This is a genomic window from Pseudoalteromonas peptidolytica (assembly GCF_012641745.1).
Classification (GTDB): Bacteria; Pseudomonadota; Gammaproteobacteria; order Enterobacterales; family Alteromonadaceae; genus Pseudoalteromonas; species Pseudoalteromonas peptidolytica.
Genome location: NZ_WEHZ01000029.1, coordinates 55127 through 72203, shown reverse-complemented (window position 1 = coordinate 72203; position 17077 = coordinate 55127). Strand labels below are relative to the sequence as shown.

Sequence of the window (17077 nt, the reverse complement as noted above, 5' to 3'; positions counted from 1 at the left end):
TATTACAATAATAAGCGAACTCATCAGGGAAAAATGTGCTGTGGCAGAACGCCATTTGAAACATTGCTTGATGGAAAATCAATTTGGGCTGAGAAAAATTTAGCTCAAATCTAAACTGACAGCCACCGATTGAAAAACGGGTAACTGTCAGATCAAGTCTGAGCTAGTACAAGTTAGTACATATAAAAGGTAATATTTTTTCTAATTTACCTTTCCCTAACTTATCAACCTTAAGCAAATCAGTTACCTCTTTAAAATAACCATTCTTAACTCTGTAATCAATTATGTTTTGAGCGATGGTTTCTCCTATGTGAGGTAAATATAAGAGCCCGGATAAACTTGCTTGATTAATGTTCACTTTTGTTTTGAAGAAAGAAAATGATTTAATTTGATTTCGTACATCATTATGTGGGTCGTTTACTAACTTGTAATGCTCAGATAAAACCTCTTCTAAAACATCAAATGCCTTACTTAAGGCATCTTGTTCTCCAGTTAATATTTCATAAAATGTTTCGCCATCAACATGCCAGATTTTATCATTGCCTTTTCGCTCACCTGCAGTATTGTCTGAAGGAGTAAACTTTTTATTAACTTTTTCGTGAGTGTCCCTAAGTATTGTCACATAGTAGGCTTTATAGTCATCACCAACTAATTCAAGGCCTTTAACTAATTTATCAAAGCTAGCTTTTCTATCATCACCTTTAGTCGTATTATGCTTATTTTTAATTTCTGCGATCCATTTATCGTCAGATTCAGAGTCGTACAAATCATATATTCTTAAGGTTTTCCCGTCTGCGCCTACTTCGGCTTCTCTCTTATTAATTGATGTTTTCAATGAAGAAATCATTATCTCATGCATGTCACCAATTTTCCCTTGTAGGGATTTTTGCCGTTGTCTTACTTTCTCGTTTTCAATCCACTCATTAAAAGTTGAGTTTGAAGAATAAACATCTACCATTGCGGAGAATGCATCTAAAGTATTTTTATTTAATTCAAAAAGCGCTTCCTCGTCAGTATATACCTGATCTTGGATAGCTGAGATTTGCTTAAACCAATCTACTAAATTTGCTTTTAAGCTATCTTTATATAAAGTCCAATCCATTATTTATCTCCATATGCTTTGATAAAGTTTTTGAGAAATAAATTTTCTTTAATAATTAAGTTAGGATCTAGATTTATGCCATATTCCTCTTTGATTATTTCTGAAATAATTGAAGGTAGCGATTCATAAAGCTCACTTAGAGCACCATTATTTCCCGTAAGCTTTGCATAAAACGACTTTCCGTCAATTAACCTTATATCTTCTCTTTTAGGTAGCTTGGTTTTTGTTTGATTATCGGATGGTGTGAAAGCAATATCATAAGATTTAGCTCCTTTAGGGAGCACCTCTACATAATAGCCAGTATAGCCATCAGCCAGTGCATCTATCTTTTTTGCAAGATCTCTATAAATTTGAACTTTGTGGTTACCTTTTGTTGTATTGTGCTTATTCTTAACTTCTGCAACAATTTTCTTATCTTCACAAATAATGTCTACAAGATTTCCAACTGGTAAACTGGTAACGCCGTCAATCGACCCCATTATATCTTCGTGTAGTGAACCAATAGCATTTTGCTTAGTCTTCTGAACTTGTCGTTCTTTTTCTTGTTTTAGCCAATCCTCCATACTAATACCTTGTAATAAGGCATCAATTGAGGCTGAAAAACAATCCAAAGTATTACGATAAAGATCAAGATCTGCTACTTGGGCTTCGTACATTCGAATTACACTATCTTTAATAGCTTTTTTGAGGTTTTCTCTATTAAAAGAATCCATTTTAACTCCATGAGAATAAAAGAAAATATTATTGATCATTGAGTTCGGCTTGTGAATTAATTAGAGATTAATTTGAAAAAATACTGGACCTATGATTTTTTAGGCTGTATACTTGAACAGTGTTTCGAGTGGTTAAAATCTTAAGGGCCGTTATATGTTAGATATTCTTGAACAAGATCAAAAACATAACTTTTTCAGTTTAGAAGTGTTGGCAGACATACTTTCTATGTCAAAGCGAACCGTAGAATCTAAGGTGAAAAAAGGTGAAATCTTGCCTTGCCCTAAAACAGGTTTAATAGAAAAACAGCAAGTGCTTCATCACCCAGAAGTCAAAAGTATTGATGAGTCTCAATGGGACATCGAAGAAAAAATCACCCCTAATAGAAAATACAACCTAGTAGAGCTATTTGCAGGTGGTGGCGGACTAGCTTTAGGGATGGAAGAAGCGGGTTTTAATAGTGTTTTACTAAACGAGTGGGATAAACATGCATGTGCAACACTAAAACATAACCGTCCTGAGTGGAATGTTGTGCATGGTGATATCAGTGCTATTGATTTTAAACATGAAATAGATGAAGAGGTTGATGTTTTAACTGGCGGATTTCCATGCCAAGCATTTTCTTATGCTGGAAAAAGTTTAGGTTTTGAAGACACTAGAGGTACGTTGTTCTTCGAAATGGCTAGAGCCATTAAAGAATTACAACCAAAAGTTTTCATGGCTGAAAACGTACGAGCGTTATTAACTCATGACAGTGGCAGAACTTTAGAAACAATTAAGAAAATTATTACAGAAGAGCTTGGCTATGTTTTGGTTGAGCCTAAGGTTTTAAAAGCTATTTTTTATAAAGTCCCTCAAAAAAGAGAAAGGTTGATTATTGTCGGTATTCGCAAAGACTTAATAGATAAAGCAGAGTTTCAATGGCCTTCACCTTACAAAAGAGTTATGACGCTTAGGGATGCTTTTTATGCTGGAGAACTGTTTGAAACGGATGTTCCCGAGTCAGATGGACAGAAGTACCCTCAACGAAAAGCGGAGATCATGGCTAAAGTTCCGCAAGGCGGCTATTGGAGGAATTTAAGTGATGAGCTTCAAAGAGAATACATGCAAGGAAGCTATTTCCTTGGTGGTGGTAAAACTGGAATGGCGCGAAGGTTGTCACTAGATGAACCTAGCTTGACCCTGACAACTTCCCCAGCGCAGAAACAAACAGAGCGTTGTCACCCAACAGAAACTCGTCCTTTACAAATAAGAGAGTATGCTCGTATTCAAACATTTCCTGACAATTGGAAATTTCAAGGGCCACAGTCAGCAGTCTATAGACAAATTGGTAACGCTGTTCCTGTCAATATGGCGGCAGCTTTAGGGCGTAGTCTAGTGCGTTTGCTAAATGATATAGAGCTTGATAAATCATAGTTAGCACTATCAATCTCTATTTAGAAAGTTAACTCATTCCTGTTTAGTGACATTTAAATACTTGAGCGTTCTAAACTATTGATTTATGAATCACTGATACTAGCCCGCTAGTCACCTAAAATTGGTCAGCTAGCGGTATCCTGAATTCAGTAGTACGTGCACCACTCATGGTTAAACGTGAGAAGAGATCAAATGCCTGTTGGTGGTACTCTGTAATCGCCAAAAAACAAGAGTTGATACCATGAGTTACAAGCAGTTGATCGAAGGGCAAAGATACTAGATTGAGGCCTATTTGCTCGAGGGTTTTAGCTATCGAGAGATAGGGAAAAACTAAAAGTGAGCTGCAGTACTATCAGTCGTGAAGTTAGGCGCAATAATATTCGAAGTCATTATTTGCCAGAGGTGGCATGTTCAAAGGCGTATAAACGGAAACCTTTAGCCGCCAAGTATTCTATACCATCATTTACAATTGCGTTCGTTGAGTTTGGATTGGAACAAAAATGGAGCCCTGAGCAGATTGCAGGTGTAAGTAAAATTATCGGCCAGCCAGTAAGTCATGAGTGGGTTTATGATTATGTTCAAAAAGATAAGTTGACGGGTGGCAAGCTATACAAGCATCTGCGACAAGGCCACAGATATTATCGTAAAGGCAGTCAAAGCAAGAGTGTCATCATCCCAAATCGTGTTGACATTGAGCAGAGGCCTGCGTATCTTGACGCTAAGATACGGTTTGGTGATTGGGAAGCAGACACAGTGCTTGGCAAGCATGGTACTGGTGCAATCGTCAGCTTAGTTGAACGTAAAAGTAAGTTTTATCTGATACGCAAAAGAACAGATTTACGAACGGTGACAGATAAGCAAATAGCGCGTATAGAACAAACGCTCAATGCGAGGCCTTTAGGCAACCAGCGGTAATATTCGATGAATTACGTAAATCCACCTAATATAGCGAGTGGTGCACTTCGGACTTGAATTCGCGGGTGAATACTTGCTATTAATGGTACTTAGCCGCACTTTAGCTAAGTACTAGTTTAAGGCTTTAATACCGAAAAAATATGGCAATCGTAAAAGTGCCCAGCTTTGAAAATTGCGCGCTTGAGTATGGCTTCTTGTTCGAAGCCTGATTTTTTTAGTAGCTTTATTGAGGCGTGATTTTCATCAAATACGCTCGCAAACACCCTTGCAATGTTGGTGTCATTGAACACGGCAGTTACTATTTGTAAAACCGCTTGATGTGTTATTCCCCTGCCCCAGTGACTTTTTGCGAGCCAGTAGCCAAGCTCCCCTGAACATTGGTATTCAAATTCCCCAGGGTTGACACCTATACAGCCGATAAGTTGCTGACCATCACAAATTGCTCGAATATAGCCTTGCTTACTTCCCTCTTCTATCCACCACAGAGCATCCTGTTGGGTATAGGGCTGCGGAATTTTAGTTGAGAGGTATCGAGTAACTTCTGGATCGTTCAAAATAGCGACTAGAGGGGCGACATCGTTGGTATTAAATTCTCTAAGTTGAAACAAAAGTCTATCTCACTATATTAACACTCGGCGTAGATCACCTTGACTGATATTGGAGCAAAGTGGCTATCGTGTCTCTTCCCGATGCCGAAACCTTGCAAAAACAACTCGAGTGAATACAAAAGCTATATGAAAAGCAAGTATCAACTAGCTGTATTTGAGTTTGCATTTTTGGTAGATGCTCAGCATCTTACTTATCCGTAAACTAGCATGTACCTATTGCGCAATCAACGGGGAGGTTTTTGTTTTTTATCTGGTTTTTGAACTGTGTATATTGCTTTTTGGCGTTTCGCCCTAATTAACTATGGCGACAATCCAATTACAAGGAGTAATTCAAATATGGAAAAAAACAGCCTTATCACGTTGGTGAAAGCCTACTTTGAAAAGATAGATGCTGGAGATCCAACCTATATAGACCTGTTTCACGACGAAGTTACATTCTTTTTCCCCAAATTTGGCGATGCGGTTGGCAAACAAGCATTACTAGAGTTTGGTGATAAAATAGGTAGCTCACTTAATAGTATTTGGCATGATATTGAGCAATTTAACTTTATTGTCTCTGGGAATACTGTTGTGGTAGAAGGGCAAGAAGGCGGAGTCATGCGCGATGGCACAAAGTGGCCGGATAATCATATATCATCAGGGCGCTTTTGTAGTGTATTTGAATGTAATGATAATTTGATATCTAGAATGTACATTTACGTAGACCCAGACTTTCCAAGTCGTGATTCTGAAAGAATAGCCACGCTGTCTAGAGTGACACTCTAATGCAACAAGAGCTACGATAAAAATATAAACTTTAGACTAAACAGTTTGATAAATAAGTGTGATTACCAAGCTACTTTGACGTGCTCACACTTCCAGTGTTGCCGATTATCAGCAGTCTTTGTCAATCTTATTGCGATAGTGTTCATTCAGCCAAAGAGCGGACAGAACTTGCATGTATTTCTACCCTTTTCTCAAATTTGAGTAGCCAGACACTTGTTATTACTCAAAACGCAGGCGAGCCAAAGGAAATTTTATGATGAGTGTGTCAATGGCTTTTTCAGTATGATTTGGGTTATGCAGGTTTACACTGATACATTTAATACGGATAAAAAATTCATGCTGGCACCCAGCACCCTTCCGTTATTCACTTCTGTTATTGATATTTTGGCTAAGTACTAGTATCAGTTAAACGCCCATATCTGCCGAATAATTGTATTAAAGGCGTGATAACGAGCGGGCAATGCTCTATTTTTTTTACAGACCAAATATAAACTTTCCATTACTGGCTGTGGTGGCCGCAAAACTTGTAAATGCTCAGGACTATGAAAGCCATCGACAGCACTTCTTGGTAGCACAGTAAAGCCCACACCTTGAGCGATTGGCTCTAAGATTTGACTAATTTGGTTAATTGAACCAACGATAGGGATTTTACTAACATCTAGTTGTGTGAGTTCTTGCTCTTTGGATTGCTTAAAATACAAAGATAAATAATGCTCGGCATCTGGGTGATTGATTAGTCCTAACTCTAAAAGTAAGGGCGCGTATCGATCACTAGTATTGGCCTGTTGTGGTAAAATCAAGCAGAGCTCTTCTTGACCAAGCGTTTCAAAATCAAAGAAACTTTCATTGGGTATATCGGTTACAATTCCTTGATCAATCTGGCCGTTTTTGATGTCAGCTAAAATTTGATGATTTGGTGCTGCTTTAATATTAATGTGAATATTGGGGTGTTGAACTTGAAGTTGTAATAACTTTGGGTAAAGCAACAAGGCTACTGAGCCAGAACATGCTAAAGTACACTCTCCTGATAAAGGGTCGTCAAAGTTTAATTTCTCAAAGAGGCGCTTTTCATCCCTTATCAATGCTTTGGCATGATTGTACACTAACCGACCTTGTTCGGTGATCGCGAATGACTTTTTCTCCCTTTTAATTAAATCATACCCACACGCTTCCTCAAGTTTGCTGATATGCTGGCTAACTCCCGGCTGAGTCATATAAAGCTTTTCGGCGGTTTTTGTAAAATGCCCAGTATCAACTAGGGTAATAAATGTTTCTAACCAAACTGGATTTAGCACAAATAAACCCATAATAATAAATTATTGAATTAATAATAACTGATAATTTTATATAATCAATTTCCCGCCATAGAATTTACTGACTAAGTCGAGTTGCTATTGAAAAATGTTGGAGAAATTTATGAAAATGAATCATGTCGGTATTATGGTTGGCAATATGGACAAAGCGGTTGAGTTTTACACCAAAGCGCTAGGCCTCAGAGTGGTAATGAATAACACCAAGGTGATAGAAGAGCGAGGATCAGCGATTGGTCGCATGTGTATTGCGGTATTTGGTGAGGGCTTCAAAGGCTTCAATATTGCTCACCTAGTCACTTCTGATGGTATTGGTGTTGAGCTTTTTGAGATGGTTGATCGCGAAGAGCGTCATCACGTTGATTTTTCTCGCCTTGGTATCTTCCATTTTTGTTTACAGCTGCCAAAAGAACAGTTTGATACTGCGATTAAACGTGTTGAAGAATATGGTGGCAAAGTTCGTATGGATATTCATCGCTACCACCCCGAAGATGAACTCAAGCAAGCGCAAATGGTTTATTTAGAAGACCCATTTGGTAACCTATTCGAGTTTTACTCTCACTCTTATGAAGATACTTACGCATCAGACTACGAATAAAACAAAGGGGTAGAAGTTGTCTACCCTTTTGCTTGTCACATTTATGGGAGATTCACCCTTCCTAATATCAATGATTGTTAATACATTGCTCATTGTGAAGGTGCAAATCAGACACTAGCTGCGTTGAATTCACTTCCAATAACCGGCTATTGGTGCGTAAATTCGCTTTGCCTACAGGATGCAGGTACCCTGGCGATAGCAGGACGTGTTCGCGGGTTATCGACAAGATTTTATCGCCTCAAAATAACGCACTGAATTAGGCGAGTAGGTATAACTCAAAAATCAAAGGCATCTATAGTCGCTCTTGGCTCTTGGCTCTTGGCTCTTGTCATATAGACACCTAATACAAAAAAGCCAGCTAATGACTTTAGCTGGCTTTTTAAAATTCATGAAAATAATACTAGAGATGGAAAATAAGCATACCCTGCTCGCTCACGAGCATCTCTCCTTGTTCATCAGCGCGCAATTGTACTTGTTGCCCATCGTGAAGTAATTGATAACGTTGACCTGCGGCTAATCCATTAATATGGACCGTTGCCCCAGACTCGACAGGCTGAGAGAAATAAATATCTTGTGCGTATGGAGATAACAATTCTTTGCTGAATAAGACTATCTCATCTACCCGTCCAGCAGCTTGCACATACACTCCTAAATGAGAAGGCGATACTTCATCAAGTTCTTGTACATTAACTTCAGGCACCTCACCTACATCTGCAAAACTTAACACTGACAGCAGTTCATTATTAACTTGGGGGGTATTTGCTTCTAATTGAGTATGCCATTTACGCTGGTTCAATGGAGCCTGATAGGTCAGTACATCTTGATAATACTGAGTCTCGTCAACTATCGATAAAGTATAGTCTTTTGGTAAAATAGGCTGATAGATAAACTCTTTCCCGTCATTTATGCTCGACACCCTATCACCATCGAACATTGGCTGTGCTAAAAAGCGTTGATTTTGCTTCACGCTGCGCACGTACTGATCACCCGTCTGTAATCCAAGTTCTTGATGATATTGCATTAAGTCACGGATCACACTTGGCTCAGTTTCAATGCTATCGTAAACCAGAACGATATTGGGCTTTAAAAAAACCAGCTGTCTTGCGATTTTTTTCGCGTAATTTGCCTGCCAATAACCCAACATATTATAGGTTTGTTCGGCGCGTGCTGCGATGAAGCTCATTTTAGGACTATCGTATAAAGTAACATATTGACCACGACCAGCCGCTCTGTGTGCTGGATTAGAAGAGCCATCATGAGTGGCATTCTCAATTAAGATGGTATTATGGGCTGTTGAGTTAATAGCAAATTTACCATACCCGGTCATCTCTTTGGTGATCCACTTTCCAGCATGAGCTATATCAAATGAGAGTGTATCGAAATGTTGATGGTCTACAATCGCCGGGCTATTCAAGAAATACAAGTTGGTTGCTGAACGAGACCAATCAGAACGTGATGCGACTAGCCCTGTACCAGGTGCATAAAAAAATGTGCTGGGCTGCTGTGGTGCCTCACTGATTGGCTCCTCTGGTTCGAATAACACGCGCTCTAATCCTGTATCCATTGAGCCGTTTGGATAGCCCTCTTTTTCGATGACTTGTTCAAGCCAAGCTTGAGCCTGAATTCGGCGCTCTGGATTTTCGACCATGGCGATTAAGTGCAGCATCATGGCATAGCGATGATCACCTGATAGAGGCACGTAATCATCAACATGCTCCTGATCACCATAAAAGTACATACCTGTGCCACCAGCCAAGGTTTGATGGAGATAAGCCAGTACCACCTGCTCTGCGTAATCGTTTGGATAATCAATATTACGTAGCTCTTTATTGTACATGTACAAGCGCATCCAGTGCATCATAGTACCAGGGCTATAATCAATACCCTCAGCCCATACGCCGCCAGCCATAACATCATCCATAAACTTATCGACAACGTATTCTTTTAACAATCGATCTCCGGCGTTTAAGTACTGTGTGCTTTTCTCCCGGATCTGAGGATCATGAGCGTTTTGTAGCGTCATACCCAGTAAAGAAAGGTTTTCCGCTAGCGAGGTGACTTCATCTGTGTCCTGCCAGCGCATTTTCGAAAAGTCATCACTATAGCCCAAGTAATCAAGCCAGTAGTCGCCCCATAACGCAAAGATCGCTTCAATATCCCGTTGCTGTTGTTCACTAAACATGGTCTTCGCCCATGCGTACGTATACTGCGACCAACGGGCCTGTGAGCGAAACAAGTTTCGATTGCTGTAATACTGCCACCCTACGATCGGCTCACTTACGTATCGCTCTAAAAATAGCTGCTTGGCTTTTGTGCCATGTATTTTATTCCCTGTTATTCGATAGCTCAGCGCGTACGCGCCAGCGTAGTCCCAAGTATTATATATACGCTCTTTTGCAAGGTTGGCAGCAAGCTTACTCTGGAACGTTTGCCAAGCTGGGGTTTCTTTCTGAGCGGCTTGAGCAAGCCGAGCTATTCTATCAGCGGGGAGCAAATAACTTGGCTCTAAACTGGGGTTATTATGTATACCGTCATCAATATCTGAGGCACATGCTTCGTTTGGCAAATTAGGGGTTAATGTCACATCATCAAGCAACACCTCTGCTGTACCTCCTTGCAACGCTAAGGCGATAGAGTACCCTGTAACTTGTTCATCTTCAGACAATATGATGGGCTGACAAATTGTTTGAATTTGCTCTGTGAACGGATTCAAATTGATACTGTCTTGAATATGTTGACCACTGTTCACCTTCACTAAACTGCGAAGCTGTAATGTTCCACCTTGAACTGGGTTAAGTAGCTTCACTTTTGCCCTGAGCGTCATGCCTAAAAGTGTTGGTGCTTGCCCCCAAGGATAGAAATAGCTGTAGCTACCGCTACTCCAGTTAGTTAACGAGAGCTGCAAACTTTGTATTCCAGAGATAGGTTCAATTTGGTTTAAGGTTAATTGTGCAGTTTGTGGGTTAGAGGCTGTAAATTCGTTAAAGCCTTGTTCAAAATCCGCATTGACTAAATGCGACTGGTCGGCCAATGCGTGCATACTTATGCTATTAGCCAATATAATAGAAAGTAAATGGGTTCTCATATCAATCTCCTTATGGTCTGAGTAATTATCCTAACTCAGAACTGACTTATCAATATGGTATTTTTGTTGGATTTTATACTACGATATATGAGAGCGAAACCGCTAAGCAACGTCGCAGATAACTCCTTTAAATTTGTAGGTTTCCTAAAAGTTATTCAACGATTTTACTCTGAACCCAACGAATTGAAGAAACCCATATGGCAGCTGCCATAAGTAAGTAGCTTCCTAGCTGCTCTTTATAACAGGTAATACCTCTGCTATTTCGCTATCTAACATATCCAACACGCTAGCGAAACCAACTTAATTTTTCTTGTCCTGTCGAGGAGTCATATACACGGTCTAAGCTTGATGGCAACGACCACCTCCTTGCTCACAGGTAACAATCAGGTGAATCCTAATTCTATTCGCCTCAGTGTCAGGCTACAATACAAAGGAAGGGCTTTGGTTTATGTAAAGCCCCTTTACAAAGGGGGCTTGCACTTTTTCGTGACTCTAGATTTTGCGGTAAATTGATGTGCCTTATGAATGTTGGCGGCTATGCGGCAACATTCATGAAATTTTTATCAAAGCGGCCATCAGGATCCTTTACGATGACCAGTTCATGCAGTAACTTTGTTTGTAAAGCTGGGTTTTCTGAAAAAAGAGTCAATAGTAACGACTTAACCGTGTTTTTATTTAATGCTTCAGCGAGTGCTTCATGTGAGAGTAAACATAACCTATCCTCTAAGGTACCATCACCATCTTGCTCTAGCTTTTCCCAACTCTCCATTATATCTCTTAATTCATAGACGTGAGAGTGATCTTCCTCAAAGTCAGACAAGGTAATAAATGGGGCTGCTAAAAAGTGCTGGTGAGGAGAAAAATGCGTTTCTGGATGACTGTGAATTTGCCAATTAATATCATAGTGCCAAAATTCAACCGAGAGAGACATATGTGAAAAAGCGTTTTGATTAATATAAAAATGTAGTGCGCTTTTGCGCTCGTTAAGCAGTGTAATTAATACACTTTCATATACTGCAATTAGCGTGTTTTTATTTATCATTATGTATCCTAACTACTGCCTTACGTAATCTAAGATTTGGATAGAGCATGAGTCATCCAAAGTAAATGAGTAAGACGGACTTTCCTATTTTTGCCAAAAAAGCGTCACATCACTTTACTACACCTGTATGAACTTTTACCACTTTTCGTGACAAAGAAAATGGCATTATGCAATAACTAAGTAATACTAATTTTCTTAATTAAGTGGTCTATTTTGAGGCGAGAAAATCTTGTCGATAACCCCGCTACCGCGTCCTGCTATCGCTAAGGTACTTACCTCCGTGTAGGCAAGGCAAAAATTTTGCTATTTAGTGGTTCTAAATAAGAAATTTTTAACACGGTTAGCGTCAGATTTACTCCTTCAAATAGAGCAAGTATTTAGTCAAATTGGTATAATGTTGGATCTGAGTGATTGCGCTTACCTCACAATACAGAGATAAAGTGCGATACCTCCAATAAACACGTTAGCTATAGCGGTGCTTTAAAAGCTGATACAAGCGCACAGTCAATATAAAACTTGCTACTTGTATCAAGCTAAATCTCGACACCTGTTAATATCGAGTGTGCATAACGCATCTACAAGCTGTGAAAAGTCCCTGATGACAACATCTGCTTGCTCAGCGTAATGCGGTATATTGTTAGGAGCAAATAGACATGAAGGCATCTGAGCATTGTGTGCGGCCTGTATATCATATAAGTAATCTCCAACGTATACACATTGATAAGAAGGAACTTGCCATGTTTGGGCGACTCGAAGTAGTGCCGTTGGATCTGGCTTGGCGGGGGCATCATCTCTGGTGAGTGTCAGAGGAATAGGGAGTCCCGTCGCTTTTAATTTTAAATGTGCCGCTTTAGCAAAGTTTCTGGTGACCACAGCAAGTGGTATACCCATCTGAGAAAGCTGCGTTAGCACTGGTTTCACACCAGGTATCACTTCACAATGTTGAGCGTCACAAAGCTCATGTTGGTGCACTATATTCATTGCTTCTTCTCGCATATATGGAGATGGCAATGAATTGATATAACTGAGTAAATCTTGCCCTGACGGACATCCAATCTGTGCCCGAATAAGAGAAAAATCAAGTTCCGATGTCACTAATGTGCCATCTAAGTCAAATATGATGCCTTTAACCGGTATCCTATCCATTTTGATATCCTTTGGTTTTGCATTAGTACTGCGCAGCCCTAGTTAAAGGTAGGTACGTAATTGGGGTTTGTAAAGATCAAGGTGAGAGAGTTTTGGCCCATTATCTAGACTCACCTTTACATGGGTGAGTCTAGATTCTGGTTAACGGTATTAAGCCAGTTTGCGTAAGAGGCCTTGGGTGTTTTGCTTCATGGTCTTTGCAACCATAAAATAGCCGATAGTTGCTACAAATGTTGCACCTGTGGCAGGTCCAAGTACCCATATATATGGATGCAATCGACCATCAACATCAAAGGTTTGGATCTGGATCACCAACAGAGTAACGTCGCTTACAACGGCTGCAACGAGTCCTGCGAGTGCTCCGAGTAGCAAAAACTCGTAAAGTGTTGCTAATTTAATGAGCCGCCCTTTGGCGCCAAGAGTACGCAAGATAACAATCTCTTGCATCCGCTCTGCAAGGCTCGCTTGAACTTGCGATATAAGAACTAAAGCACCACTTATCAGTACAATACCCAAGACAAAACTGATAGCCAAAGAGACTTGAGAAATCATAGACTGCGCTTGTTTGAGTCTACTTTGAATATCTATCATGCTGATAGTCGGGTAATCTTTCAAAAATTGGCTGATTACTTTCGTGTCTGTTTCTTTTAACTTAGCAGCAGTAAAATAGGTCACTGGAAATTGGCCAGCAATTTGATCGTTAAATATCATCACAAAGTTTGGCTTTAACGACCCCCAGTTGACACTACGTAAACTTGTTACTTTAGCGTCAAGCGTCTGACTATTAATCAAAAAGCTAAGCGTATCGCCGACCTTAATTCCTACACGTTCAGCAAGTCCTTGTGCAACCGAAACTTGAAGTGTATCAGAGTCATCAAACCATTGGCCGTCAACAACTTCATTGCCCTCTGGTAGTGTATTAAGCCATGTTAGGTTGAGTTCTCGCCCTACCCCTTCTCGCGCTTCATCGTCTTTCTCTTCACCTTCTTGAAGTGACACTCGACGTGCAAACACTTCTCCGTTTAGGGCATTGACTCGACCTAAAAAGACGGGATAAAAATGTTCATGTTTAATACCACTGTCATCCAGCTGTTGTTGCATTGGCTGAATTTCTTGTTCCGAGATATTGATAAAGAACGCATTTGGCGCGTCTTGTGGCACTTGCATTTGCCAATCTGAGATCATGTCGTTTTTAAGCACCACTAAAAACAGCATTAATTTGATAGCCAGAGCAAAGCTTATAAGCTGTATCGCGTTTGCATTAGCGCGTTTTTGCAAGGTAGCAATTGCCAAAGACCAGCTTGAGCCTGGGCTTAGTCCAAGTTTTCGACCTGCTGAAAACAGCAGCCGTGAGATAACGAACAATACCGCCATGAGCAGTAAAGTTGCACCGAACAAAATCGCAGTGATCTTAATATCACGACTAAATAGCCACATTAAGCCAAAAATAGTGAACACTGAGAGCGCCATATGGATCCGGCTAACTGCAATGGTGTCTCCCAGGTTGCGCCTAAGGACGCGTAGCGGCGGAATGTCAAATAAATCTAATAACGGCTTTAACGAGAACATCATGGCACAGACGACTCCCACCGCAATACTCAGAAGCCAAGGTCTAAAGCCAGCTTCCGGCAAGTTGGTATCCATAAAGGTTACTAGATAAGATGCTCCTACGCTTTGTAATACATAGCCAATCGCAAGACCCAAAATAACAGAAAAAAACGTAACCAAAGATAGGTGTAGCAGATAAATACGGCGAATAGTTTTTCTGCTTCCACCTAAGGTTTTCATCATGGCTACTGGGTCATACTGACGTTCGCAGTAGCGCTTTGCAGAAACCGCCATTGCTACCGCTGCGAGCATGATCCCGAATAACCCCGCTAGGAGTAAAAAGCTCTCTGATCGGGCTAGATTCTCTCCAAGAGGGGACTGCCTGTCTTTTATTCCCTGCCAAGACTGGTTGTTTTTGAGTTGCGGTTTGAGCCATGTGTAGTAGTCTGCCAACTGCTGCTCGGAGCCTGAAAACAGTAATCGATAAAATACGCGGCTTCCTGGCTGAATAGCCTTAGTCACAGGGATATCGTCATAATTAATAAGTACACGTTTATTCCCCGCGAGTGAGAAAAAGGGGGCATCGGGTTCGTTAATGAGTACTTTACTCACAGTAAACTGTCCAGCTCCTATTTCTACCTCATCACCAACTTTGAGATCAAGTGAGTAAAATAAGCCTTCACTGAGCCACACATTGCCTTTTTTGGGCGCAGCTTGAGCTTGGTAATTCTCTCCATCAAGTTGGTCTCTTAATGTTAGCTCGCCTCTGAGTGGATAAGTATCTGTCACTGCTTTGAGCGAGCCTAAAACGAGCTCGTCATTGGCAAATAACATAGAGTCAAAGTAGACCTGCTTTGCGGTGTTTAAGCCAAAATCTTGTGCGGTGGTCAGGACTCTGTCATCAAAGTCATGGTTACTCGATAGCCTTCTATCGGCTGCGATAAAATCTGCGGATTTTTGCTCTATATTCAAGCGGATCCGCTCGGTAATCGAAGATAAGCTAAACACCGTCAGTACAGCAAGCGCAATCGCTGCAAGAATGATGGTTAGCTCGCCTCTTCTTAACTCTCTAGAGAATAAAGTGAGTGCTAACTTAAACCACATTAACCGATGCTCCTTGTTTTATTACCTCCAGCTTACCCGCTTCAATATGAATGATTCGATCGCATTGTTGGGCGAGTTGCTCATCATGTGTAACTAACACTAAGGTCGTGCCATTTTCTTTGTTTAGATCAAATAGTAAGCGCTCGATAAGGTGGCCATTCTTACTGTCCAAGTTAGCCGACGGCTCATCAGCAAATAGAATTTTAGGTTTGCCAACAAAGGCTCTCGCAATGGCAACTCGTTGCTGCTCACCACCTGAAAGCTGTGATGGGTAGTGGGTTAAGCGATGTGATAAGCCGACCTTTTCTAATAGCTCCGTTGCTTGATTTTTTGCGCCTTTGTCCCCAGCTAGTTCTGCAGGAAGCATGACATTTTCAAGAGCGGTTAGGCTTTGAACCAGCATAAAAGATTGAAATACAAAGCCAACCTTTTCCGCGCGTAGTTGCGCTCTGGCTTCTTCATCCATTGTTTGTAGCGGCTCACCGTCCAAGTGAACCTCTCCTTTGGAGGCGATGTCTAGCCCTGCGAGTAAACTTAGCAAGGTAGACTTGCCTGAGCCTGAGGCTCCGACGATGGCGACGGACTCGCCAGACTTGACAGTGAAATTTATATCACTAAGGATAGTTAGATTACCTTCAACTGTAGAGACCTGTTTAGTAAGGTCTTTTACTTGGATCATATTTAACTGAGAAAGCACTGACATGAAGTACTATTTCCTAAAGTTGTTGTTCATACTTGTTATTTTAATGGCGCCTATTAGCGCAAATGCCAAGCAAAAACTCATGATAGTTGGTGATAGCTTAAGCGCCGCTTATGGCCTGAAACAAGACGATGGCTGGGTTAAATTGTTACAAAATAAATACGAAGCAGAACAAAATCCGATCGAAATTATCAATGTGAGTGTCAGCGGCCAAACAACTGGTAATGCTCTAGCTAAAATTGATCAACAATTACAAACTATTGCCCCATCCCATGTACTGATTGAATTAGGTGGGAATGACGGGCTACGAGGGTTCCCAATCAAGCGATTACGAGCCAATCTTACTGAGCTTGTTGTTTCGAGCCAGAAGTTCGGCGCGAAAGTGGCTGTAATGGAAATCCAAATTCCTCCTAATTTAGGGCCGCGGTACACCACTATGTTTACGCAAAGCTACCAACAAGTAACAGAACAAACAAAGAGTCACCTGATGCCTTATTTTATGCTTGAGATAGCAGGTAAGCCCGAACTAATGCAGGATGATAATTTACACCCTAATAAAGCAGCACAGCCGATCATCAGAGACTTTATGTATAATGCCATTAACCAATGGTTAGCTGAGTAGCACAGCTCGCTTTGCATGATGCTTATCGCTTTGCGGATAGTTGGTTGACTGTATTAAAAAACCCGCAATCCTGCGGGTTTGGTGGTGTTTTAGTTTTTGGTCAGCATAGATAGCGAATACCACTACACTGATTTAGCTTGTGCTAAGGAAATACAGCCTTATTAATAACCTGAGACGCTGGTGAAAAAGGTACGTATACCAACTTGACTTAATACTTGCTCAATTTGAAGGAGTAAATCTGACGCGAACAGCGTTAAAAATTTCTTATTTAGAACAACTAAATAGCAAAATTTTTGCCTCGTTATCGACAAGATTTTCTCGCCTCAAAATAGACCGCTTAATTAAGGAAGTTGGTATTATTCATGGCTTTTCGTCTCAAGCCAATCAGGACATGCTTGCTTTACG

At 40.6% G+C, this 17077-nt stretch carries 13 protein-coding genes and 3 pseudogenes; 6 read left to right on the top strand and 10 right to left on the bottom strand.

Going from position 1 to position 17077, the window contains the following annotated elements; genetic code table 11:
- Positions 1–114 (top strand): annotated as a pseudogene (locus F9Y84_RS16980) (IS481 family transposase); the annotation flags it as partial.
- A gap of 49 nt (positions 115–163) precedes the next feature.
- Here the strand turns inward: F9Y84_RS16980 and F9Y84_RS16975 are convergent.
- Together F9Y84_RS16975 and F9Y84_RS16970 are read right to left on the bottom strand one after the other, a co-directional pair.
- Positions 164–1102: an Eco47II family restriction endonuclease gene (locus F9Y84_RS16975; protein ID WP_168756771.1), complete on the bottom strand. Its 939-nt coding sequence runs from the start codon at positions 1100–1102 to the stop codon at positions 164–166.
- Positions 1102–1815: an Eco47II family restriction endonuclease gene (locus tag F9Y84_RS16970; RefSeq protein WP_167508299.1), complete on the bottom strand. Its 714-nt coding sequence runs from the start codon at positions 1813–1815 to the stop codon at positions 1102–1104. Before F9Y84_RS16970 ends, F9Y84_RS16975 begins: the two co-directional genes overlap by 1 nt.
- A gap of 154 nt (positions 1816–1969) precedes the next feature.
- Here F9Y84_RS16970 and F9Y84_RS16965 point away from each other — a divergent pair, with 154 nt between their 5' ends.
- Positions 1970–3229, top strand: a complete 1260-nt coding sequence (locus F9Y84_RS16965; RefSeq protein WP_147391070.1) for a DNA cytosine methyltransferase — start codon at positions 1970–1972, stop codon at positions 3227–3229.
- A 280-nt stretch (positions 3230–3509) separates the two neighbouring features.
- Positions 3510–4173 (top strand): annotated as a pseudogene (locus F9Y84_RS16960) (IS30 family transposase).
- Between the two features lie 87 nt (positions 4174–4260).
- On the opposite strand, the gene F9Y84_RS16955 reads toward F9Y84_RS16960, so the two are convergent.
- Positions 4261–4752 carry a GNAT family N-acetyltransferase gene (locus F9Y84_RS16955; protein ID WP_147391071.1) on the bottom strand — a complete coding sequence of 164 codons (492 nt, stop codon included), beginning with the start codon at positions 4750–4752 and terminating at the stop codon, positions 4261–4263.
- A 336-nt stretch (positions 4753–5088) separates the two neighbouring features.
- Here F9Y84_RS16955 and F9Y84_RS16950 point away from each other — a divergent pair, with 336 nt between their 5' ends.
- Complete coding sequence (locus F9Y84_RS16950; RefSeq protein ID WP_125251241.1) at positions 5089–5517, top strand: nuclear transport factor 2 family protein; 429 nt, start codon at positions 5089–5091, stop codon at positions 5515–5517.
- A gap of 401 nt (positions 5518–5918) precedes the next feature.
- On the opposite strand, the gene F9Y84_RS16945 is transcribed toward F9Y84_RS16950, so the two are convergent.
- Positions 5919–6812 carry a LysR family transcriptional regulator gene (locus F9Y84_RS16945; RefSeq protein WP_147391072.1) on the bottom strand — a complete coding sequence of 298 codons (894 nt, stop codon included), beginning with the start codon at positions 6810–6812 and terminating at the stop codon, positions 5919–5921.
- 121 nt (positions 6813–6933) lie between these two features.
- Here F9Y84_RS16945 and F9Y84_RS16940 point away from each other — a divergent pair, with 121 nt between their 5' ends.
- Entirely contained in the window at positions 6934–7425 is a 492-nt protein-coding gene (locus F9Y84_RS16940) for a VOC family protein (RefSeq protein ID WP_147391073.1), read from the top strand.
- A gap of 400 nt (positions 7426–7825) precedes the next feature.
- Here F9Y84_RS16940 and F9Y84_RS16935 read toward each other — a convergent pair whose 3' ends face one another.
- From F9Y84_RS16935 to F9Y84_RS16910, 6 genes and pseudogenes are all read right to left on the bottom strand, one after another.
- Complete coding sequence (locus F9Y84_RS16935) at positions 7826–10510, bottom strand: heparinase II/III family protein (protein ID WP_147391074.1); 2685 nt, start codon at positions 10508–10510, stop codon at positions 7826–7828.
- Positions 10511–10735: 225 nt separating this feature from the next.
- A pseudogene (locus F9Y84_RS22285) lies at positions 10736–10877 on the bottom strand (NAD-dependent epimerase/dehydratase family protein); the annotation flags it as partial.
- A 168-nt stretch (positions 10878–11045) separates the two neighbouring features.
- Positions 11046–11552 (bottom strand): hypothetical protein, encoded by a 507-nt coding sequence (locus F9Y84_RS16925; protein ID WP_147391075.1) that lies wholly within the window; start codon positions 11550–11552, stop codon positions 11046–11048.
- A 528-nt stretch (positions 11553–12080) separates the two neighbouring features.
- Positions 12081–12698: an HAD family hydrolase gene (locus tag F9Y84_RS16920; RefSeq protein WP_147391390.1), complete on the bottom strand. Its 618-nt coding sequence runs from the start codon at positions 12696–12698 to the stop codon at positions 12081–12083.
- A gap of 150 nt (positions 12699–12848) precedes the next feature.
- Positions 12849–15350, bottom strand: coding sequence for an ABC transporter permease (locus F9Y84_RS16915; protein ID WP_147391389.1), 2502 nt, complete (start codon positions 15348–15350; stop codon positions 12849–12851).
- Positions 15340–16053, bottom strand: a complete 714-nt coding sequence (locus tag F9Y84_RS16910) for an ABC transporter ATP-binding protein (protein ID WP_125251234.1) — start codon at positions 16051–16053, stop codon at positions 15340–15342. The genes F9Y84_RS16915 and F9Y84_RS16910 overlap by 11 nt, the downstream gene beginning before the upstream one ends.
- Here F9Y84_RS16910 and F9Y84_RS16905 point away from each other — a divergent pair.
- Positions 16052–16672 (top strand): arylesterase, encoded by a 621-nt coding sequence (locus F9Y84_RS16905; RefSeq protein ID WP_147391388.1) that lies wholly within the window; start codon positions 16052–16054, stop codon positions 16670–16672. The genes F9Y84_RS16910 and F9Y84_RS16905 overlap by 2 nt on opposite strands.
- The last annotated feature ends 405 nt before the right edge of the window (positions 16673–17077 follow it).